We start from the raw sequence: 23,516 nt of genomic DNA, 5'->3' as shown, positions 1-23,516 counted from the left end.
ATATTTTCCCCTTAAGTTGTTGATTCGTCTCTTCAAATTTAAGGGGAATTTTTTTAAAATTCTTAACAGCCTACCTGACAGGTTTTTAAAGCCTGTCAGGTATAAAATTTTTTACGCCAATAATTTCGGCAGCAATGCTAATGGCAATCTCTGCGGGAGTTTTGCTACTAATAGGCAGACCTATAGGCGTGTATATTTGGGTGATTTGCTCTTCGGGTAAACCATCTTTTCTCAAATTTGCCAACAATTGGTCTATCTTAGCCTGGCTACCCATCAGCCCCAGGTATTTCAGGGGCTTGCCCAACAACTGCCGAATGGCTATATCATCACTACGGTAGCCAAAGGTCATGACGACTACATAGTGGTTGGCTCCTGCTGGAATGGCTTCGCCTAATTGATCGTAAGGTAGTACTCGCTTGTGATGAGCATAGTGATTTGCCTCCATTGTATTCAAACCAGGGCGATCGTCATACATATAAATACGAAAATCGAGGTTGGCCATTACCTGAGAAAAAGCGAGCCCTACATGCCCCCCTCCTACAATGTATACATTGTTTTGCATCCCAATTTGTTCTTCAAAACTCCACTCTTGATGGGTGGTATTAAAGTATTGATAACGTGGCAAGGTGGGGGCTTTTGCCTGAAAAGTCAACCCTTGGGGCGACAGTTTCAACACCCCTGAGGCAGCACTGAGCACTTGTTTGACCACTGGCAAATCTTTGGGCAGTAAAGGTATCAAAGCAACCGTTTGTTCGCCCGAACATATCATCCCCGATTGATCTTTTTGTTCGTTTTTGCGGTGTACCTGCCGCTTGAGTTGTACCTGATATACTTGCTTTTGCAGCAAATCACGCGCCCACTCTACAAGCTTGTGCTCCATAATGCCCCCACCTATAGAGCCTTGCATGGCTTTTTGCGTTACCGCAATGCTAAACCCTTGTCTGCCTGGGCTACTTCCCTTGCTTTCTACTACATACAGTAGCATTACTGGGGTATATTGCTCTAGTTGTGTATTGATAAACTGCCAAATATTCATGGAGTGTCATTTAATTTCAACCGTTACTTAGCAACCAGTGTTTTTGCCTGATTGATAGGGTTAATTGAGTATTTTTTCGCTTAACATCATATTTGCAAATATAATAAAAAACAGGCAAGTCGTGGCATAGAAGTTTTGGGTTGCTTATTGAAAAAACAACTCGCTCAAAGCATAATATACTGCCATAAGCCCCGAAAATATAGCACTTGCCAAAAAACGCCATTGCAAGGGTATCTTGTTTTGAATCACATAGTTGGCCACTACCGATACGGGTATATTGACTACAAACGACCAAAAAGCAACGCTAAGCAAATGCCCCCCTACCAAATGAGCATTCCCGCTCACCAGCTTGATAAGCACCAGGTGGCGGGCAATCCACAAGGGGTTGAAGTAGAGCAAAGCGAGCGCGGTACGTTGAAACGATGCCTTCAGGCTGGAATCGTTGCCAACCTTGCGGGCGATCCAACGAAAATAATTAGGGATCTCAAAAGCATACAAAGTTGCCCCAACCAGCATCATACCCAACAGGCGTAGCCACGCAAACTCTCCTAAAGTCAATGCCGCTATACAATCGCCCAAGGCATACACTACTGCCCCTCGTACAATGTTTTGAGGAGTATATTCAAATCTTTTTTGCAAGCTATTCATACAAGGCAGTTAACACTTTTTCGGGGGTAAAAGGCGCATCAAATACAGAGGTTACCTGAGGATTAAAAGCCCTTACTGCATTCAAAATAGCAAAGTAAGCCCCAATGCCGTACATCAACGGAGGCTCCCCCACCGCCTTGGATTTAAAAATGGCCAAATCGCTGCCTTCAGCCGCCAAAAACTCCACCTGTATATCTTTGGGCACTGAGTAAATATCGGGTATTTTATAGGTAGACAAAGCATTGGACAAAAGTTTGCCTTGCTTGTTATATTCCAGCTCTTCCAGGGTCATCCAACCTATGCCTTGTACCAAGCCTCCCTCAATTTGCCCTTTGTCAACAATGGTGTTCATACTTGCCCCAAAATCGTGGACAATTTTCACTGCGTCAAACTCATAAGTACCTCTTATACAGTCTACAGTTACTTCGGTTATTGCCGTGCCGTATACATGGTAGGCAAAGGGGTGTCCTTTTTCTTTACTTTGGTCAAAATGAATGCGTGGGGTAGCATAGTGCCCTACCTCGCTCAGACTCACCCTTTTCAGAAATGCCTGCAGTACCAGTGTGTTCCAGTCAAGGTCGGTTTTTTGCCCTTGCACATGCACCCAGCCCTCTCTCACTGTCACGCCTGTTACACTTGTCAAATCCAACTCCTCAGCAGCTACCACTTTTAAACGATCCAGCAATTTGCGACAAGCAATCTCCAATGCTTTCCCGTTCAAATCGGCGGTAGCACTGGCTGCCGAAGGCGATGTATTTGCCACACGGGTAGTATTGGTAGTTTCGAGTTTGATGCGTTCGTTGGCAATAGAAAAAACCTGGGCGGCTACCTGCAGCATTTTGGTGTTAACCCCCTGTCCCATTTCTACTGCTCCAGTGCTTACGCCTACGCTGCCATCGTGGTAGATGTGTACCAAAGCCCGCGCCTGATTCATCAAGGTTTTGGTAAAAGAAATTCCAAAACAGATAGGCATGAGCGCATAGCCTTTTTTATGGTGAGTGTTGGCAACATTAAACGCATTGACTTTTTGGGCCAGATGATCTAATGCATACCTATTGGTGGCAGCGCTCCACGAACTTATTGCTTCAGGGTTTTCTGCCTTTTGCCCGTAAGGGAAAGTATCGCCCGCTTGTAGCAAGTTTTTTTGTTGAATCTCTGCCGCAGATACTCCCAGTGCCTGGGCAGCTTTGGCTATGGCAGCTTCTATCACAAACATCCCTTGCGGCCCACCAAAGCCCCTAAAGGCAGTATTGGGAGGTAAGTTGGTGCGACAACTATAGGCAGTGGCAGTTACATTGGGTACATAATAACTATTGGTACAATGAAAAAGGGTGCGCTCCAACACTGCAGGCGACAAATCGGCGGCAGCCCCGGCATTTTGGTAAAAAGTAGCTTCATACGCGATGATTTTCAGGTTTTCATCCAATCCTATCTTAAAGTCAGAGGTATAAGGATTACGTTTACCCGTCATGCGCATGTCGTCCATGCGATGCAATACATATTTTACCGGGCGTTTAAGGTGATGTACCGCCAGCGCCACCATTACCGCCCACGGGGTGGCCTGGTCTTCTTTGCCCCCAAAGCCCCCGCCCAACCGGGTTACGTCTACCTCTATAGCGTGCATAGGCAATCCTAACACTCTGGCAGTTGTTTTTTGCACCGCAGTGGGTCCCTGAGTCGACGAATGAATTTTAATGTTGCCATTCTCAGCTGGGTAAGCATACGCCCCTTGGGTTTCTATGTACAAATGTTCTTGTCCATTGGTGCTTGCCTGTCCACTGTACACATGGGTACAAGCTTGCCAGGCAGCGGCAGTGTCGCCCAGCACAAAAGTACGCGGAGGGGCTATCAATTCTCCCTTTTCTTTTGCTTCACGCGGATCTGTGATTACCGGAAGGGGAGTTATTTCGGCTTCAATCAATTGGGCGGCTTCGCGGGCAATATCTTCGGTTTGTGCCACTACAAAAGCAATGGGTTGCCCCCAAAAGTGTACCTCTTTATCGGCCAACAAAGGCTCATCGGGAATGATGCCTCCAATCTGGTTTTCGCCTGGCACATCGGCAGCCGTAAACACCGCTACCACTCCCGGCAAGGCTTGGGCTTTGCGCACGTTTATGTGCTTGAGTAGCCCATGGGCTACTCTTGAGTCATGCACTGCGCCATACAAAGTACCCTGTTGTACTGCAATATCGTCTACGTATATCGACTCCCCCCTTACATGGCCATGTGAGTCAATGTTTTTTAAGCTTTTGTGATTTTTTTCCTGCTTCATACTAAATCCTCCAGGGTTAAAGTACCTTCAAAAATGGTAATAAAATGCGCATAAATGAGTTGGCGCAACAATAAGCGTTTGTAAGTAGCCGTACCACGCACATCGCTGATAGGGGCTACCTCATCGTTGGCTATTTTAGTCGTTTCTTTTACTAGTTCAGCACTCAGGGTTTTGCCCTTTAGGTATTGAGCGGCTTTCGCCAAATAAAGAGGAACAGGGGCTACCCCTCCTGCCGACAAATGGGCTTCTTTGATCAACATTCCTTCGGTTTTGAGCTGTATTGCTGCGTTTACACTGGCAATGTCGAGATGAGTACGTTTGCTTACCTTCTCAAAATTGAAAGCTGTATGGGTAGTTGGCAAGTCAAAATAAATACTTGTGACATACTCTGTGGGTTGTTTGTCCAGGATTTTGTACCCTTTATAAAAATCACGCAATGGCACTTCGCGGGTTTGGTCTTGGTGCTTTAACACTAGAGTAGCATTGAGGGCAAGCAAAAAAATGCTTAAATCGCCAATGGGTGAGGCATTTACTAAGTTACCCGCTATAGTACCCATGTTGCGTATTTGGGTAGACGATACCAACTTAAGGTATTGACTTAGCTGTGGAAAGTGGGCTTGCATGACCTCTGACTGCCAAACATCTGAAACAGTGCTTGCTGCTCCTATATAACAGCGTTGATCTTTGACCTCAATCTTGTTTAATGCCTCTTGGTCAAACATCAAATATAAGTTTGAACGCATCATTTCTTCGGGCTTTTGTACATACAAATCGGTGCCACCGCCTATGTAGTGCCCATCAATATCTGTAGACTGTTTGATAGAAGGTTCAGGCACGCTTAAAGTTTGCATACGGTCAGCAATGTCGGTAAAATAGGCAGGCAAAAACCCTTGTGCCACCAACCAGTCCAGAGACTGACCCGCTGTTTTTGCCTGAAGCTTGTGGTCAACGGTCTGAATAGCCCTCTCGATAGATTTATAACCAGTACAACGACATATATTGCCATCTACTGCTGCCAACGCCTTTGAATAATCTGAAGACTGATGGCTCAGGCAATGACCACCTAAAGAAACGACAAAACCCGCTGTACAAAAACCACACTGGGTACCCCCTTCGTTTACCATTGCCTGCTGTACCTGATTGAGCTGCCCTTGGGGTAGATTGAGCCCTTCTACAGTCACTATATGTTTGCCTTGAGCGTTACCCAACGGCGTAATGCATGAAGTCATAGACTGATAGTGGACACCATCGTTGTGCAAAGTGCCTACCAACACTGTACAAGCCCCGCAGTCACCTTCGCGACAACCGATCTTGGTACCAGACAGGTGCTGTTGATAACGGATAAAATCGAGTAGTGGAGTACCTACAGCTGCAGAGGTAGCTATGGTAGTATCGTTTAATATAAATTCTATCATGTATATTTTTCTGATCCTGTATTTTTTGTCAAAAAGAGTGAGGTGCAAAACTTAGGGCGAGTACCCTGGTATAACCTACAAAATTACGTAAAGCAGTTTCTAAATTCAAAGAAATGATGGGTTCTTTAGTTCATATCCTCCAAAGATTACCCTTGAAACATTTTAGTCAAAACTTAAGGTATACTAGGATTAAAGTGATTACCTGCGGTGAGCTCGTCACAGCAAGCTGCCCCGATGAATCGCATTGGTCAGGGCTTAAAATTCCGCCTGTAAAAACCAGCTTCAAGTTGTGTTGAATCACAATTTTTATGGAATCGTTCAAAACTCTTTGCTCGTTTTTATGCCATTTTTTACGAATATTAGCCCCAGTGGGGCGAAACCTTGGTAGAAAAAATAAACGAAGCGGGACACAGCTCCGTAGGAGTTGCGCCTAAAAGAGTCATTTTTGATGATTTTGATGGTATTTTAAGTGTTCGTAAAATTAAGCTTTGACGCATGCGATGAATCGGGATTTATAAATAGACTCGGTTTTAGGATTTACAGGATTAGCTTTGCTGAGCTCAGCACAGCAAAGCTGTAGCTTCGGTTGATTAATGTTGGTATTCAGACAATTAGTCAAAACCCATCCTCAAAACCATTTTTGTTTAAGTATACAACGAAAATATAAAATAATCTAAGGCAACAAAATACCTATTTGGTAAAAAAGCGGTATGCAAGCGTTTGTTTATTGGCGGCATCGTCCCAAAACCCAAACTAAAGCCCACAAAAAAAACGTGTCCCCTTGATAACAAGAGAGGCACGTTTCAAAAAGAAAGTATAAAAAAAAAATTTACTGAATCACAATCCGTTGTTCTTTCACCCCTCCAGCTCCATCGTTAATGGTCGCCTTGATGATGTATATGCCTTTGGGCAATTGCAAATGAGGGAAGGTAACTGGAGCCCCGGCAAAGTCGGCGTACACTTTACTGTACATCTTTGTTCCTTGAATATCCAGTATACTTACCGCTACCTTATCGCCAGCATCGGCAGGTACCAACACCTGCAAATCTTCGGTTTTGGTGGCAGGGTTGGGGTATACCTCCATCTTACGTGCCACGGCTACTTTTACCTCTACCATCCGCGAACGACGCGAAGACTCGTGTTCTTGTACTTGACAAATGCGATAGTAATTGATCCCTATTTCGGGCGATGGGTCTATCATTTCGTACTTTTGGGTACTTTGCTCGTTTTCATTGGCTTTTATTGTTCCTATAGTTTTAAAGTTCACCCCATCTGTACTACGCTCTACATTGTATTGCTTGACCTGCTCTTCGTTTTGAGCGACCCAATCAAGTTTTACCTGATTGTTTTTGATCAATTTAGCCTCAAACGATAGCAAGTTAATAGGCAATGCAGTATAGTTCCAACCCAGGGTAAAAGTTCCGGTACCCAAGCTGGTAAACTCATTAGACACCAAGCCGCCAGCTCCTCCTCCTATACTAAAATTGGTAATGTCATCTACTCCACCCCCTATGTTGCTCCAGCGCTCTCCATTAGTGACCAAAGTAGGGGTTTCAGCCAACAAACCCTTCGCATTGTTAGTAGCATTGGCTGGTCCAGTCAAACCAGGATCTTTCAATATCCTGAGTTCATCTAGCTGCGACAATAACAAGTCATTGACCATGGTACCCAATGGCAAACCAGGGTTAGCCGCCAACAAAGCTGCTATTTGATCATCAGCCCGTTCGTTGGCGCCACTAAAGGGCAAGCCAATGACAGCCTTGCTGAAGTTTACTTCTGTTCCTAAATTAGTAGGAAAAGCGGAATTAATATTTGGGTAACGTGCCTGACGAACTTTCCAATGTCTACTACGCGACAAGTAGTTGATATTATCGCTTGGATCAGGAGGAAATACTCTACCATCTACTGCAGCACTCTCAAACTGCTCCACAATGTACATCACCGATGAAGTAGGTGCATCTGGGGTAGCCGTCAATTGAATATCAAGCCTTACTCCGTTATTATCACCAGGGTATACATCACCCTTGCCTACTGGATATGTCTTAGTCACCAACGAAGAGGCGGAGTTGTAAACCCTGCCTACTGGTCCGTCTACATAGCCATTTACCCTGGTCCAGTCAGCATTTAGCCCCAGTACTACTTCGGCATTTTCACTCGAAATCACTTTTTGATTAGTCAAAAATAATCTTCCCGCACCTTGGAGTTCAATCCGGTTTTTGGTCACCACATTGTTTACAATCTTGCTTACTCCCACATTAAAAAACTTCTCTGTTTCGGGAGCTACTAGCCTTACCGTAGGCGCAGAGGTATACCCTGAGCCTGGCGTGTCTAAAGTAATACCAGTGAGTTGTCCATCACCATTGATGGTAGCCGTAGCCGTGGCTCCGGTGCCTCCTCCCCCTTCTATCATTACTATAGGGGTTTGGGCGTATTTATCGCCAGGGTTGGTAATGGTAAATGTGCTACTTACTGCATCGCCCGTGAGCGCTGCGGTAGCCGTGGCCTCCGTACGGTATCCCTTGCCTATATTTTGGACAAGGTTAGAACCAAAATACACGGTACCATTGTCAGGCGAAAACGTTCCTTCGTTTTGCCAGTTACCCCATAGCTCAATTGGGTTGTTTGACGACCTCAGCTGGGTATTGGTATTCTTAATTTTCAAGTCGTTTTCTACCCTTACATAAGAGTTCAATTCAGTAGTACCATCTTCAATTTCTAAATTATAAAAAGCATTCAAGTTGACAGTTGGTACCCCTACTTGACCAGGGGCAAAACTTACCGATGAGGTAATGGCTTTGATTACCCTGGTAAATGGTTGATTAAACTTTACCGTACCATTGCCATGTTCAAAAGTACCTTCATTACTCCAGCTTCCTCCTACACTAATGGTGGCAGTATTGTTCATTACTTTTACCGTGGCATCTTTCGATATGGTCAGGTTTTCCAATACCGTGAGTGGTTGGTTTACCTCAATGGTAATGGGGTTGCGCTGTGAACCATCGTTGGGTTCGGGCAGCAGCGTCTCTATAGTCAAACTTCTACAGGTGATAGGGTTGGTGTTGGAACTTAGGTTCATATCTACCACAAAGTTTGAGGGCGAGATCACATCGGGTGGTCCCTTGAGCAAGTTCCACTGCAAGAACAACAATCGGTGGTCAATAATCACAAAGTCACCTGGGCCAGGTACCCGGTCGGGGCGCCAGTTGGTAGGGTCATTCCAGGCCGTTCCGGCACCGGTCAGTCCTCCATCCCACCGCACTACATTAGGCTCTCTCCACAGTATCATACTATCGGTTTTTATCCCAAAAGGATTGATCCCTAAACTATTATCATTGTTATCAGCAATGGTATTTTCACTGTCAAAGTCCTCTCCTGAGAAAGTACCAATGGCATCTTTGAATACCACGCGGTTTCTGGGGTCGTTAGAGGTTCCAGTACGCTTTACATTACTTGGTGCATTAGTAAAAGCCAAAATAGGGTCAGGATTACTCGGGAACACCGCATTGTAAATGGTATCTACCGCTGGCGAAGCACTATAGTCATGGGTAACATTCGCGGGTAAAGCATCTATGGTGCTATAGTCATTAGACCCGTTGCGGTATACGCTGTACTCTTGCGGAAAGGTAATAAAGGTACTGCCATCTTCGATCGCATTGGTAAAAATCGCATCACTGAAACTCGCTACCGGGTATACTTTAGAAGCAGTAGGTACTATATCCACCAATGTGGTAGGGCTAAGGTAAGCAGCCGCCACTGCACTTATGGCAGTAGCTCCTCCCCCGCTAAACTCCACAGCAGGTGTTCCGGTATAGCCCGACCCAGCATTCGTTAGTGTCACGCTGGTCACCCTTCCGCCTATTTCGGCAGTAGCCGTGGCTCCGGTACCACCTCCACCAGAGATGGTGATGGTAGGAGCTGAGGTATAGCCCGACCCATAATTTACCATTCCTATGCTCACTACTTTGCCACCAATCACTACTGCCTCAGCAGTGGCTCCAGTACCGCCTCCACCTGTAAAAGTAATCGTAGGTGGGGCTCCATAACCCGATCCACCATTGTTTATTACAACATTGGTTACTTCGCCACTTGAGATAGTAGCCGTAGCCGTGGCTCCGGTACCACCTCCACCAGTAATGGTTACTGTAGGGGTGGCTGTATAGTTTTTACCCCCGTCCAGTACCAATACCCTATCAATGGTAGTAGCTCCAAGTACTGCTCGCCCTTCGGCACCACGCCCGGTAGCATCTTTGATAATCACAAAAGGGGTATTTGTATAACCAGCACCATTGTTAGTGATAGTAAAATTACTGATACTACCAATGGTGGCAGCGCTTGCTGTAGCGGTCACAGCGTCACCTAGCCCTCCCGGAAAACTTACTGGTGCGTCGGGAGCACTTAAAGTCACTGTAGGTGAGGCGGTGTAGCCATCCCCAGGGTTGGTCAAACTAATAGAAGTTACACTGAGGGTAGCTTTAGCCGTAGCTGTTACGGTAGGTGTTCCCCCTGTAAAAATCAAGTCAAAACCACCCGTGTAGTTGGTACCAGGGTTCGTCATTATTCCACGAGTTACTTTTAGCTTAGCTTCACCCAAAGCATTGGTCATACCAGCCGGGGTACCTATGATCACCCTGGTCAGGTCTGAGTAAGTATTGTTACCTGTACTGGTAATATTAATAGCGGTCACCACTCCATTTACTATAGTGGCGGTTCCGGTGGCGCCTGCTCCAGTGCCGTTAGGGTCTACAAAAGTAACCGAAGGAGCCGAAGCATAACCTGAGCCACCCGAAGTAATGGTAACTCCAGTAATGGTACCCCCAGCAACTGTTACGTCGGCATTGGCAGCCGGAGAAGCAATGTATACCAAAGGTGCTTTTTCGTAACCCGACCCTTCAGAACCTATAGTAAGGGCAGTCACTGTTCCTGAGATTACAGGGGTCAACTCTGTGGTTACTCCCTCTACAGTAACAGGATCGTCAAGAGTAATAGTAGGCGCACTGTTATACCCTGACCCTCCACTGGTAATGTCTACTTCGGTTATGCTCAATGTAGCGTCTGCACTGGCACCAGTACCATCGCCCGAAAGGGTAATAGTTGGTATAGAGGTATAACCAGAGCCATTGTTGGTAAACGTAAGCCCAGTAATGTTTCCGGCACTTACTATAGTATAGGTAGCAGTGGCGCCTGAGCCTCCCCCTCCATTGGTCGCAAAATCAAGCGTCAATACATCGGCACTGGCATACCCTGTACCTGCATTGGTGATTTCTATTTCATAAATTTCTCCGTTCAACACACTGGCAGAAGCAGTAGCTCCGGTACCTGACCCTCCGGTAATCAATACATCAAAGGTACCATTGCCGCTTGACAAATAACTAGTCCCTCCTGCAGTTACCGTCATTTCAGTAAGCGACCCTGCCGATATATTTACAGTGGCCGTAGCAGTGGTACCTCCCCCACCCGGAGCACTAATGGTGGCGGTGGCTGAGTTATACCCTGAACCGCCTACCAGGTTGGTAATGCCAGTTACGCTTCCTTTCAGCGTAACCGCCAACCCAGTACCATTGGTGGCAGTATTGTCTATAGTAGCCGTAGGGAAGGTAGCATAGCCTGCGCCTGCGTTGTCTATGCTTATTGCCGTAACCGACCCAGTAATAGTAGCGGTGGCAGTACCTGCTACTAAGGTAGCTCCCGAAACATCTACCAAAGAAACCTCAGGGGCGGTAGTATACCCAGCACCCGCATTGGTAATGTTGAGCACATCCAGGCTTCCGGTCACTTTGCCTACTGCACTTACACCTGCACCGTTTGTAAAGTCTACGGTGGGCATTTCACTGTAGCCACCACCAGGGTTGGTAATATATATGCCTGTTACTCCCCCCGCAATGCTTGCTGTAGCAGTAGCGGGCGTAGTAGCTGCGCCAGTAATGGTTACCGTGGGGTTGGTCAGGTAGCCCAATCCACCATCGGCCAAATCTATTTTAGTAATGCTGGTAGCTACTGTGGCAGTAGCGGTAGCGCCCAAGCCACCACCACCGGCTATAGTTATATCTGGCGAATTAGAGTAGTTTTCTCCTCCGCCCCCTTGTACTATAGTACCAGGACTCAATATTTTGGCGTTGGCATCTATATTTATTCCGTCTTTATCCGCATAATCCAGCAAAAAGTAACGGGCTTTGAGGGTGCCATCTACATCAAACTTATAAGTACCAGAACTAGAAGGGTCACGGGTAAGTTTGGTGTACTCTGAAAAAGACCCCATCAATTGCATAAAGCCTCCACTTTGTATGTGCAGTTTTCCGCCCGATTTTACCTGAATCTGGGTGGCGGTTCCTGTAATCAACTGTCCCTTGTTACGGATGGTCATATTGGCACTGATGATTTTTTTACCTCCAACCACTTCTAAAATACGGTTTTCGTCTATTTCTATGCCGTTGAGCGACTCCAGGTCATCGGTGACTTGATAGACCACATCACTGGGTTCATTTTTGGCTTTTTCGCCTTTGATGTCTTTGTTTGAGGTGGTTCCAAAGGGGTTGGTATCGCTGCTGTGCCCCACTTTGCCACTTTTGTAAATTTTCTTATTAAAGTAAATGTTACTAAACTTTAGCCCACTGGTTTTGATCGTACGGGTAGTATTGTCGCTGGGCGTAAAAATCAACGCCGCCGTACTTGTACCACCATCATCGTTGGTACCACCAGATATGTTCAGGTTTCCCTGAATGTTTACTGGCGACTTGATAAACTTGAAATGCCCACTGGTTTGAATAAAATCACCCATAACCAACATAGGTGTAGACGATACCAAGGCTACTTCTCCCGATTGTAATACAAAGTCTTTGCGTACTACCAAAGTGTTCATATTGGTGCCACTTATACCGCCAATTCCCTGCATACGAGCACTACCAGAAGCTTTATTGACAGTCAGGTTGTAAAAAGAGTTGGTTCCTATGCGTATTTCCTGCGATGACGTTCCATTGAAAATAAAATGTGAAGTTTGTGGATAAAAATAAGCAAACTGAGTAAACAGGTCTCTACCCACTTGTACAGTTGCTTGTCCTCCATAAATGCGTCCATCGCTACTATAAGAAGAGTTCTGAATTTCTCCTTTTACTATCATTGTATAAGGGGTAGTATTGTCAAAGTACAACACTCTTCTGCTTTGGCGGGTTACCTTATTATCGGCTCCGTTATGATGTACATAAATACTTCCATTCAAAGTATAGTTTCCATCTACATAACAACTACGGGTGGCCCTTGCCAAAATATAAGCAGTATAATCTTCGTTTCCGGCAGTTCCAGGAACCACACCAGTAGGCAAAGGCTCCCATACCAAATCATTGAGCGACCAAACATTAGACACCCCTGAGGCATCCGCAGACGACCAAAGTGCCGCGTGGTATTGATAAGTATTTGAGCCAGTGGGCAAAACAGGATTACTGCCATAATAACTGTCATAGGGGTCGTTTTTAATATAAGTGGCGCTACCTGCTCCTGATGCACCATAACTACCTGATTTTCCTTTAGAGCCAGTATCCCACTGTTGGTCATAACCTCTGGCTACGGGTGGTCCCCACCAGTATACAGGCGTAGGGCTTACCCATACTACCTTATCATCAGCCGATCCACCATCTTTGCTTTCTCCGTTTACCCCTCCAGCTTGCCCCGAAGAGTTTTGCACTGTGATAACCAATCCACTAGTATTGTTATTAATAATGTTTCGGGCGGTGTTCCCTCCATTACCTCCAAAACCTGTGTTTAAAATTCTCATCTTTTGCCCGGTATTAATGGTCAGGTGGGCACCTGATCCTCCCATTCCGGCAAATCCACAATAGCTAAAACTACTATAGTCAGCATCGTAAGTAGTGGGGTTTTCGTTAGAGAAGGTAGGGTTGTTCATATCTACTAAATCCAGTTCTCCAGTAAGTACATTTTCTTTGAAGTGAAGCAATGACGCACTAAAGTAGACTTTAAACCCTCCTACGCTATTATTACCTCCGGCGCTGCCACTGGCATCGGTTCCATAGTTGGTGCCGCTTAGCCCAAAGTCGTTAGAACGCCCAGCTTGCTGTTGAATAAACGTATTGACTACAGCCGCCTTACCCCCTCCATACACACCTACTCTATAATAGGTACCTACCTTACCATCACGAATCAGTATATTGGTGTTATTGGCAGTACCCATAATTTTGAGCAAACCACCTTGACGCACCCTCATAATAGTACCTCGGTGTTGCTTTCCTGTGTTCATTTTTATCACCGATCCGGCAGGCGCATTCAATGTTCCATAAATGTTAATTTCATCTCCGTTGGCATTGGTTTGCCCATGGTATTGGTTAGACTCCGAACGGTCGCCAAAAAGAAAGGTACGACCATTGACATCAAAAATACCTGATAACAAGCGTAAATCGCCAAAAATACGCAAGTTAGAACTGGCGTTGATAGATACTTTTTTGTCGGCAGCTTTATTGATAATTACTTCAGGAAAAGCAATCCCGATTCCTTCAGTAGGGTTGTCGTTATAATCACGAAGCCAGAAAGTAGTTCCTACTCCGTTGATTCCACGAATATCTTGATCTCCTGCCCCATTAAACACTACGGTAGGTCTTCTGTCTTGCCGAGAGCTCACTCTGGAGCCATTGATATAAAAACCATTGCGTTTCCCATTGGATCTTGATGGCTCTACAATGTTTAAGTCTTCAAAGTTGCCTCCCAAGTGCATACAAATAGACCGAGGGTCGCTCGATCCTCCGGTAAGGTCAAGGCTAGACCCCGTATAAGTACCTGTACCCACATTGGCATTGGCAATAAATACTTTACCTCTTACGTTAATGTCTGAAGCCGGAATATCCCAATTCCAATTATCAACTCCGTTAAACGTGCTTTCCCCCAGATTGAATCCTCCAGCAGTTACGTTTTTTACTATCAAAGCTCCTCCATTAATGGTTACATTTCCAGAACCACCAATCGTTAACCCAGTGCCTGCGTTGTCCATTACTCCTACCAAAATAGGGAAACTAGGGTCGTTGCTCACTGTAGGGTCAGCAGCCGCCGTATTCAATGGGTCATTTTTTATTTTGCTAATAATGAGGTTATCTATGGCTCCATAAGTATAATAGTGAGTAAAGTTCATGTAAGGTGCTACATTCGCCTGAGCAGTAGATATTTGGTTGGTGAGGTAGTTTCCGTTAATGATGGAGCTTTCTTTTCCTCTAAAATCAAAAGTAAGGGTTCGCCCAGTGATTTGGGCTTGTTTGGTAATGTTGCCATTAATGGTAAGGTTTCGGCTTACTTGTATACTGTTGTCACTGTTATACACGACCAAATGCCCCCCTGCCTGAAGGTCAAAATCACCTTCTATTTGAGTAACGAAAGCCTCGGAAAGGTAAACCCCTCCACTAGCAATAATAAAGTCTCCATCAGTAGTACCGTTTACATCTTTTACATAGAGCGACTTGGTATCATTGTTATTGTTCAAACTAGCTTGGTTGTACAACCCTCCATTCAAAGTGATTTTTTTACAAGTAGGGCGGGTAACAGCTTCAAAGTTGCCTGCGCATGGGGCATTGCCCACAGTAGGGCTTGCCGGGGTAGTAGTTTTGTCTATACAATAATTGGTGTAGTCTTCCGGAATCCAACACACAGGCGTTCCAGCCGGAATTATCACCTCAGTATTTTCGTCTGGTATCCCATTATCAGGTACTGCAGGGTTTGTAGGGTCAGCTGCCGCTCCACCCACAGTCCAAGACCAGTTAGCAGGGTCAAGCCAATTAAACTCTTTAAGATCAGAATAAAAACCTCCTGATGTTGACCCAGCAGAAGGTGGGTTCCAGGTAGCAACTGTTTGCGCTTGGGTAGTCAATGCACAAGCCAGTACAAACACCCAGCTTACAAGAAGTACGTTCGTAATTTTTGACATGAAATTAATAATAGTTAAAGTATCCTATATTTAAACTTATGTAAAATGTAGTAGTAGTAGTATGTTAATTTGTACAGGCGTGGTTAGTATTCTAATGGTATTATATAAACATCCGGTGTTTATATAATTATTTATTAAATGTGTGCTTAATAAAGTTGTGGGTAGGGTAGTGTTTGTTACTGTATACGGTTTTCAGTCAAAATGTATTCAAAATGGTAATATCACACGTGACAGGTTTAAGCTTATTTTCAAAGATGGAACTGCCTTTTAACAGAAAAAAACATCTTTTTATGTACCAAAACAGCATAAAAACAGCTTAAAGGCTAGTTTTATATCACTTCATCTCAATTAAGCAGAAGTAATCAAAATATTTCCTCTATGGTTTTGATGTAAGTTTTTATGACAAAAAAATGCTGTAATGTAAATATTATAAGGATATACTCGCTTGTAAGGCATCAAATTCATTGATTTTTCATAGCTTGCCAAAAGTTAAAGGTTAGGATTTGATTATATGAAAATATGTTCATATATTTGCATTATAATATCAAGGCATATATAGTAAGGTAACTAAATTTAGAAAAAGTATGACAACAACTAAACGTAACATCAGCGCAGAAAAACTGGAACGAGTAGCCGAAGTGCTCAAAACAATTGCCCATCCGGTAAGGTTAAGCATTTTGGAAGTATTACAAAACCACGGCAGGTTAACAGTTTCAGACTTAAAGGAAAAAACCCAAACAGAACAATCGTTGCTGTCACATCATTTGATCAAAATGAAGGACAAAGGAGTGTTGAGAGCCAACCGGGAAGGTAAAAATATTTACTATGCACTGGTCGATGATCACATTACCCATATTTTTGACTGTATGGAGAAGTGTAGTTTTATATAAAATCGCTATTACTTTCTGCAAAAATTTTCGGATAAAGCGTTGTAAGATTTTGCTTACCCTATATCCGGTTTTTTTTAGGAAAACAAAACAATAAATTAACATATATTAATATAAATAGTCCACAGCCCCGACAAGGTTCTAGGTATACCTTGTTCCCTAAGTAGCTACACTTTTTCTATCACTTTGATTTTCAATTGTTTACAAAAAGCGTAGTTAGAAGCATTTAGTCCATAGTCCATAGTCCATAGCGGATTCGAGTAAGCATTAAACCTTGTATGCTTGCTTTATTTTTCAAAGGGTTTCAGTTTTACGCCTAAACACGTAATTAAATAGTTTTTAAACTTATAATCGTTTGAGAATCTGACTAAAATCACTGCGGAGTATTGTTAATATGACAAGAGTAAAAATAGATTTATCATTGTTTTTTTGAAGTAACACTGAATTACACCGTATTTTTGTAATGATGGTATTTTTTAGTTATCAGTCACGTTTTTTAAGAGCTTGTTACCCAGCCTAGAATTTCAAAGTATTTTAACTAACATTATTAAAAAAGTAACAACATGAAGGTAGAACAAATATATACAGGTTGTTTGGCAGAAGCTGCCTACTATATTGAGTCTAACGGAGAAGCAGCTATTATTGACCCCTTGCGCGAAACTGAACCTTATATCCGCAAAGTGGCTCAAAATGACGCTACTCTTAAATATATTTTTGAAACCCACTTTCACGCCGATTTTGTGTCGGGGCATGTAGACCTTGCAAAAAAAACCGGTGCCACGATTGTGTTTGGACCAGAAGCCAAAACAAGCTATGACATATACCCTGCTCAAGACGGAGATGTATTTGAAATAGGTAAAGTAAAGATAAAGGCTTTACATACTCCTGGTCATACGCTGGAATCTACTACTTATTTGCTCATTGATGAAGAAGGCAAGCACCACGCTATTTTTTCGGGCGACACCTTGTTTATTGGCGATGTAGGACGTCCTGACCTTGCCGTAAAGTCTGATCTGACTAAAGAAGATTTGGCGGGTTTACTGTTCGATTCATTACGCAATAAAATTATGCCCTTGGCAGACAATGTAATTGTTTACCCTGGACACGGGGCTGGTTCGGCTTGTGGCAAAAACATGAGCGACGAAACTTTTGACTCTTTGGGCAACCAAAAAAAGACCAACTATGCCTTACGTGCTGATATGACCAAGGAGGAGTTTGTGAAAGAGGTAACCGATGGTATATTGCCTCCTCCTCAATACTTTGCCAAAAATGTGATGCTGAACAAACAAGGGTATGAAGAGGTAGACGAGGTGCTCGAACGCGGTATGAAAGCATTGAGCATTGAAGAGTTTGAAGCCAAAAAAAGTGAGGGAGTGGTGATTTTGGATACACGCCACGAGCAAATATTTAACCAAGGTTTTGTACCAGGTGCCATTAATATAGGACTGGAAGGTACTTTTGCGGTATGGGTAGGTACACTCATCAAAAACCTCAATGAACCCATTATGCTGGTGACACCCAAAGGTAAAGAGAAAGAAACCGTATTACGCCTGGCAAGGGTGGGGTATGACAACGCCATTGGCTACCTTAAGGGTGGGTTTGATGCCTGGCAAACAGCCAATAAACCTGTAGACCAAATCAAATCTATTGAAGCAATAGAACTTGCCACATTGAATAAAAGTGGGGATATTCATATTTTGGATGTACGCAAACCCACCGAGTACCAATCGGAACGTATTGCAGGTGCTCAAAACTTTCCTTTGGATTTTATCAACGGGCACTTAAACGACCTTGACAAAGAGGCTACCTATTATATACATTGTGCCGGGGGGTACCGCTCTATGATTACTTCATCTATTTTAAAGAAGCACGGTTACCCTAATGTAATAGATGTGAAGGGTGGGTTTAGAGAAATTGCCAAAACGGACATTGCCAAAACTGAATATGTTTGTCCTTCTACCTTGTCGTAGGCACGTGTTTACCCAAATTGGACATTGGATAAAGGCACATTTAAAAGTTAGGCAAATTATTACAACTTGTATTTACCTCACTGTTCTTTTAAGGCTGTTTCATCAATAATTATGAGACAGCTTTGAAGGAATAAGATAAGCGAGGCTTTCAAATTCATTGATTTTTTAATCAAAAGCTTTTTTAGTTATACAAATTATGAGTTTTCAAAACATCGACGTTGCTGAATTTAAGCACAAAATAGCTCAAGAGTCTAACGCTGTCATACTAGATGTACGCTCGCCCATAGAGCTGGAAGATGGCAGTGTGCCCAACCACCAACTGATTGATATTATGCAACCTGACTTTGCCAGCAAAATAGCTGAACTCGATAAGGGAAAAACGTATTTGGTGTATTGCCGAAGTGGTAACCGAAGCGGCAAGGCTTGTGCACTTATGGCTGAAATGGGTTTTACCAAACTGTATAATCTTGCTGGCGGTATAATGGCTTGGAACGAAGCTATTTAGGCAACCCAGCCAGATTTTTTGTTAGGTTGCAATACCCCACTTTAAACATATTACTAAGGGTAATTAACGAACCAAATATATGCGTTTGTATACGGCAGTATTGTTTGTGCTCACTTTGCTTTGTGCCTGCAACAATACAACAAAAGAAGCACAAGAAGGAGATGAATACCTGACCAAGGGTAAGGAGGTCATCCAGCATACGCTTAACAAGTTGAGCGGAGAGCTTAAGCAAGCTATGCGCCAAGGAGGTGTGCGCCAGGCGGTGCCTTATTGTAATGCCAATGCATTGCCTATTACTCAGCAAATAGCCCAAAAATATGGTGCACAAGTACGGAGAACAAGCATAAGAAACCGCAACGCAAAAAACGCCCCTACTGCCCACGAAAAACTCATCATTCAACAATATGCCCAACAACTGACAGCAGGTAAAAAACTAAAGCCTATGGTAAGTCAATTGCCCAATGGCAATACTATGTTTAACGCTCCTATTTTACTAAGGGCTAGTTGCCTCAACTGCCACGGAACGGTGGGGCAACATATTACTGAGACTGACTATCAAGTGATTCAATCGCTTTACCCCAACGACAAAGCTATTGGCTATAAGGTGGCTGAACTGAGAGGGATATGGAGTGTAACTTTTGAGAAAAAATAGTGTTTTTTTATAGGCATAAACAAAATAATGGTCATAGTTTCAAGTGTCCATTTATGACAATAATCATAGCAAAAAATGAAAGGATCGGGCAAATTTGAAGAAAAATTTTAGTGAACTGAATCTTATATAGTATGAAAAAGATATTGATACCTACTGACTTTTCTGAATTATCGGAATACGCCCTGCACACGGCTGAAAAAATAGCGACTTCGCTTGGTGCAGAAATACACGCCTTGAAGGTATTGCCTGCTCCTGGCGATGCTTATTTTGACGACAAAGGCAACATGCTCAACTGCCAGGATTATGACATGACCAAGTTTGAGAAGGAGCGTATGGAGAATGAAGCCAAAATTAAAGAATGGCTCAAAGACGCCAAAGTAAAAGTACATGTAGTGGTGAAGTTTGGCAACATGATAGACGACATAGTAGAGTATGTTAACGTCAATGCTATGGACTTGGTGGTAATGGGCACCAGTGGGGCGTCAGGTTGGAAAGAAATGTTTGTAGGCTCTAATGCCGAAAAGGTAGTAAGGTACTCTCCTGTGCCGGTACTCACGATCAAATGTGATAAACCCGATTGGGAGGTAGAGAAAATTTTGCTGGTCAATGATTTTAAAGAGCCAAAGGTAGAAAACTTAACCGCACTAAAAACCTTACAAAAAGCATTTGAGGCGCAAATTCACTTATTAAAAATAGAAAAGGGGAAAGAAACTAACCGTGAGGTGTTTCAACAGATGGAAAAGTTTACTGAACTTAATCAGCTGAAAAATGTAGAGTTTCACGTAGAGAGCAGCAGCAAAATTGAAGAAGGAGTATTTTATTTTGCTCACGAGCATTCTATAGATTTAATTACAATGGGCACCCATGGACGTACTGGTTGGGATCATTTGATCAAGGGGAGTATTTCTGAAAACCTGGTTAACCACATGTACAAGCCTATATTGACTTTTAAATTAAACTAAGGAATTGTTCAAAAATAAATTTACACCCTGAGGGGTGATTTTTCGCCTTGATACTTCGTTATTTTTATTGCCCGTAGCGCTGCTATGGGCGCAAAAAATAGCCTCGTCTCAAAACAAAACCTCTACCTCAAGAATGGTAATTTAATTTCTCACCATTCCTAAGTAATTATGATTTGTTCAATGACAAATTACTGAAATAATTATTCGTCATTGAACAAATCGTGGTTTTACAATCAAAACAACCAAATTGTGTTAGAACTAATTAAACAGCCCTGGGCGTGGTACATTGCCGGACCACTGCTCGCATTGGTGGCTATTGCGCTACTGTTTTTTGGCAAATCGTTTGGCGTATCGGCTACTTTGCGCACTACCTGTGCTGCATTGGGTGCTGGAAAAAAGACGAGTTTTTTTCATTATAACTGGAAAGCCGACCGCTGGAATATATTGTTTGTAATAGGGGCGATAGTAGGTGGTATGATTGCCAGCCAGTTTTTGATGCACCCTACTGTGAGTGTGTCACCAGACACAGTACAAGATTTGCAAAAACTAGGGATACAAGATGTCTCAGGGTTAGCACCCGCAGATTTGTTTGGCTGGCAAGCGGTCTTTTCGCTCAAAGGAATGGTGGTATTGGTACTTGGAGGCTTTCTCATCGGTTTTGGGGCTCGTTATGCGGGTGGTTGCACATCGGGGCATGCCATCAGTGGCTTATCAAACCTGCAGCTTCCTTCGCTCATTGCGGTCATTGGTTTTTTTGTTGGAGGGTTGCTCATGACACATTACCTCTTACCCCTTATTTTACAACTTTGATTTTTTTTGTCTTTACAAATGAATTAATGAACATATAAATAAATGTTTGATTAAATGAAAACAATTAAATATATTTTTGCCGGAATACTGTTTGGTATTATCATGACTAAGGCGGAGGTAATTTCGTGGTATCGTATCCAGGAAATGTTCCGCTTCCAATCATTCCACATGTATGGTATCATAGGCTCGGCGGTAGCACTGGGTATGTTAGCTACTTTTCTGATCAAAAAGTTACGCCTACGCTCTATTCAAGGGCAGCCTATTGCCTTCAATGACAAGAAAAAATCAATTCCCCGTTACCTTATTGGAGGAGTTTTGTTTGGATTGGGCTGGGCGATGACTGGTGCCTGCCCCGGGCCGCTGTATGTACTCATTGGACACGGTTTTGGGGTAATACTGGTGGTGTTGGCAAGTGCACTATTGGGTACTTACGTATACGGTTTGTTCCGCAATAAATTACCACATTAGCTTTTTCAATCTTGGTGGGGCACCTTAATCAAAACTCTTTTATCCTTGTCATTTGCTCAAGGAGGTTGCGCCAATACTTTATTGTTGAACTATTAAAAACTCAAGCAGGCAAGCCTCAAGTATCACTGCATTCATTGTACTTGAGGCTTGCCCTTCGATACTCCAAAATAATCTGTCATTTTCCTGTGCTCTGCTTTTATAAGAAAGTACTATTTGTATATATGGTATTTCTGGCATAATTTGCTGTAACAATCACACAACTAAACCTCAGGAATGAACATGGTTAAAATCTTCTTATTTGTTGCCTTGATATTATGCGGAACTATAGCCCAGGCACAACAGGATTCTACAAAAAAACAAGCGCCTCTCCCCACCAAGGGAGACTCTATCAAGGCTGGAGGTGGCAATCCCTTCCCTCCTGATGTAAAAAAAATAACCTCCGATCAGGCACGCATCAAGGTTTTGTCAGATTCATTGGCCTTGCTTTATCAACGGTTTTTAAATATTCAAAAAACCTCGCAACAAAATGCACAAAGACTAAATAGTGTCAATGCAAACATCAAAAAAAGCAAAGAAGGGCTTGCTCAAACCCAACAAATGAGTAAGGAATTGAGGGATTCGCTGAACAGCATTTATAAAAGACATAATACCTTGCGGCAAGAGGTAAATGTAGGAGTAAAAGCCATCAAAGATATTAAAATAAAAGATTTGCTGGATGCCAAAAACCGCTATACAACCAATGTAAGAAGCATAAAAACTACGGCAAATTTTATTTATGCCTTCAATAACGGGCTTAATGGGCTGGAAGCTTCGCTGGCGTTTACCGATTATGCCAATGCAATTAACATCCTCAATAACCCTCAAAACAATGAACTGGGTTTTTCGCTGGAAACCGAGATTGTGGGCTTGATTAACCAACAGGTGGTAGGCAAACTTAGAAGGTTTAGGCGCCGCAAAAAGAGCCGCTTTTTAGGAGTTGTTTCCACTATTTTACGCAACCCCATCACCCAATCATTGGTTTCTTCTGTGCCTGCCGTAAACTCTATTTATTCGGTAGCTAACCTGGTAAATAATACGGTGGTAAACCACAAGGGAGTAAGCGCAGGGGATTTAAAAAACTTTCATGAAGGTTTGCGCAAATATGTAGAGCATTATGACAACCTCTCGGCTTTGAACAAGGTGTTGGCAGTAACCAACGAAAACCTAAAAGTAAAAACAGAAGCTTTGCGCAAGCTTACCAATGAGTTTGTCAAAGAGATGGTGGCTACGTTGTACAATGCACAAAGCATGACTACGCTCAAAGATAAATCGCTCAACGATATTATAGATCAATATTACACCTATAGCCAGGTGATGCGACATATAGAAAAGATTGAAAAGAGCTATGTCAGTTCAAACTCAAATCAAATAAGCTATCACATCATTGTAAGGGATGACCGGGTGGGTTATTCGGTGCTTGCCCGCAACAAGATAGAGTTTATTACTGGAGAGATAGAGCAAATTTCGTCTGAGTATGTAACTGCCCTGGAAGAGTACCATAAAAACATTGTGATTATATTGACCAATGCGTACAAGTTGAGTAAAAATCCCGCAAAAATTCAAACCAAAATCAAGAAACTCAACCAACAGTTTGAGCAGGTAAAAAAAGATTACCAGAAAAAGGTCAACATCAAAAACATAAGGAATCGACTGAACGAAATTCCACGGTATTAAACTGCTCTACTACATATCAATACTCCGCAGTGATTTTCGTCAAAGTTGGTTGCTGGTGATCAGTTATTGATGGATTTAAAAACTATTTAATTGGATGTTTAGGCTTAATTAAAACCGAAACGCTTTTAAAAATAAAGTGAGTAAGCAATCTTAATATAAAATACTGGTTTATAGCATTTAACAAAATAAACATTTACTCGAATCAGCTTCTAACTACGCTTTTTGTAAATAACTGAAAATCAGTGTAATACAAAAGCGTGGTTAC

At 43.1% G+C, this 23,516-nt stretch carries 13 protein-coding genes; 8 read left to right on the top strand and 5 right to left on the bottom strand.

Annotated elements, in window-relative coordinates:
* Window positions 1-85: 85 nt before the first annotated feature.
* From Q0954_RS24385 to Q0954_RS24365, 5 genes are all read right to left on the bottom strand, one after another.
* Window positions 86-1,036: an XdhC family protein gene (locus Q0954_RS24385; RefSeq protein WP_299461391.1), complete on the bottom strand. Its 951-nt coding sequence runs from the start codon at window positions 1,034-1,036 to the stop codon at window positions 86-88.
* 144 nt (window positions 1,037-1,180) lie between these two features.
* Window positions 1,181-1,684 carry a hypothetical protein gene (locus Q0954_RS24380; protein ID WP_299461389.1) on the bottom strand — a complete coding sequence of 168 codons (504 nt, stop codon included), beginning with the start codon at window positions 1,682-1,684 and terminating at the stop codon, window positions 1,181-1,183.
* Entirely contained in the window at window positions 1,677-3,956 is a 2,280-nt protein-coding gene (locus Q0954_RS24375) for a molybdopterin cofactor-binding domain-containing protein (RefSeq protein ID WP_299461387.1), read from the bottom strand. Before Q0954_RS24375 ends, Q0954_RS24380 begins: the two co-directional genes overlap by 8 nt.
* The gene (locus tag Q0954_RS24370) at window positions 3,953-5,371 is read right to left on the bottom strand and encodes an FAD binding domain-containing protein (RefSeq protein ID WP_299461385.1); all 1,419 of its coding nucleotides are present in this window, start codon (window positions 5,369-5,371) and stop codon (window positions 3,953-3,955) included. The genes Q0954_RS24375 and Q0954_RS24370 overlap by 4 nt, the downstream gene beginning before the upstream one ends.
* Before the next feature lie 829 nt (window positions 5,372-6,200).
* On the bottom strand, window positions 6,201-15,284 hold the full coding sequence (locus Q0954_RS24365) for a T9SS type A sorting domain-containing protein (protein ID WP_299461383.1): 9,084 nt from the start codon (window positions 15,282-15,284) through the stop codon (window positions 6,201-6,203).
* Window positions 15,285-15,868: 584 nt separating this feature from the next.
* Between Q0954_RS24365 and Q0954_RS24360 the strand changes: the two genes are divergently transcribed.
* The 8 genes from Q0954_RS24360 to Q0954_RS24325 all read left to right on the top strand — a co-directional run bounded on the left by Q0954_RS24360 (window position 15,869) and on the right by Q0954_RS24325 (window position 23,251).
* Window positions 15,869-16,174 (top strand): helix-turn-helix transcriptional regulator, encoded by a 306-nt coding sequence (locus Q0954_RS24360; protein ID WP_299461381.1) that lies wholly within the window; start codon window positions 15,869-15,871, stop codon window positions 16,172-16,174.
* Window positions 16,175-16,734: 560 nt separating this feature from the next.
* Window positions 16,735-18,141 carry an MBL fold metallo-hydrolase gene (locus tag Q0954_RS24355; RefSeq protein WP_299461379.1) on the top strand — a complete coding sequence of 469 codons (1,407 nt, stop codon included), beginning with the start codon at window positions 16,735-16,737 and terminating at the stop codon, window positions 18,139-18,141.
* Between the two features lie 196 nt (window positions 18,142-18,337).
* Window positions 18,338-18,646: a rhodanese-like domain-containing protein gene (locus Q0954_RS24350; RefSeq protein ID WP_299461377.1), complete on the top strand. Its 309-nt coding sequence runs from the start codon at window positions 18,338-18,340 to the stop codon at window positions 18,644-18,646.
* 79 nt (window positions 18,647-18,725) lie between these two features.
* The gene (locus Q0954_RS24345; RefSeq protein WP_299461375.1) at window positions 18,726-19,298 is read left to right on the top strand and encodes a DUF3365 domain-containing protein; all 573 of its coding nucleotides are present in this window, start codon (window positions 18,726-18,728) and stop codon (window positions 19,296-19,298) included.
* Between the two features lie 131 nt (window positions 19,299-19,429).
* Entirely contained in the window at window positions 19,430-20,260 is an 831-nt protein-coding gene (locus Q0954_RS24340) for a universal stress protein (RefSeq protein WP_299461373.1), read from the top strand.
* A gap of 249 nt (window positions 20,261-20,509) precedes the next feature.
* Window positions 20,510-21,070 carry a YeeE/YedE thiosulfate transporter family protein gene (locus tag Q0954_RS24335; protein ID WP_299461371.1) on the top strand — a complete coding sequence of 187 codons (561 nt, stop codon included), beginning with the start codon at window positions 20,510-20,512 and terminating at the stop codon, window positions 21,068-21,070.
* A gap of 54 nt (window positions 21,071-21,124) precedes the next feature.
* The gene (locus Q0954_RS24330) at window positions 21,125-21,538 is read left to right on the top strand and encodes a DUF6691 family protein (protein ID WP_299461369.1); all 414 of its coding nucleotides are present in this window, start codon (window positions 21,125-21,127) and stop codon (window positions 21,536-21,538) included.
* 273 nt (window positions 21,539-21,811) lie between these two features.
* Window positions 21,812-23,251: a hypothetical protein gene (locus Q0954_RS24325; protein ID WP_299461367.1), complete on the top strand. Its 1,440-nt coding sequence runs from the start codon at window positions 21,812-21,814 to the stop codon at window positions 23,249-23,251.
* The last annotated feature ends 265 nt before the right edge of the window (window positions 23,252-23,516 follow it).

The sequence above is a fragment of the uncultured Microscilla sp. genome (assembly GCF_947493425.1).
Taxonomy (GTDB): Bacteria; Bacteroidota; Bacteroidia; order Cytophagales; family Microscillaceae; genus Microscilla.
This window is presented reverse-complemented; position numbering and strand designations above follow the sequence as displayed.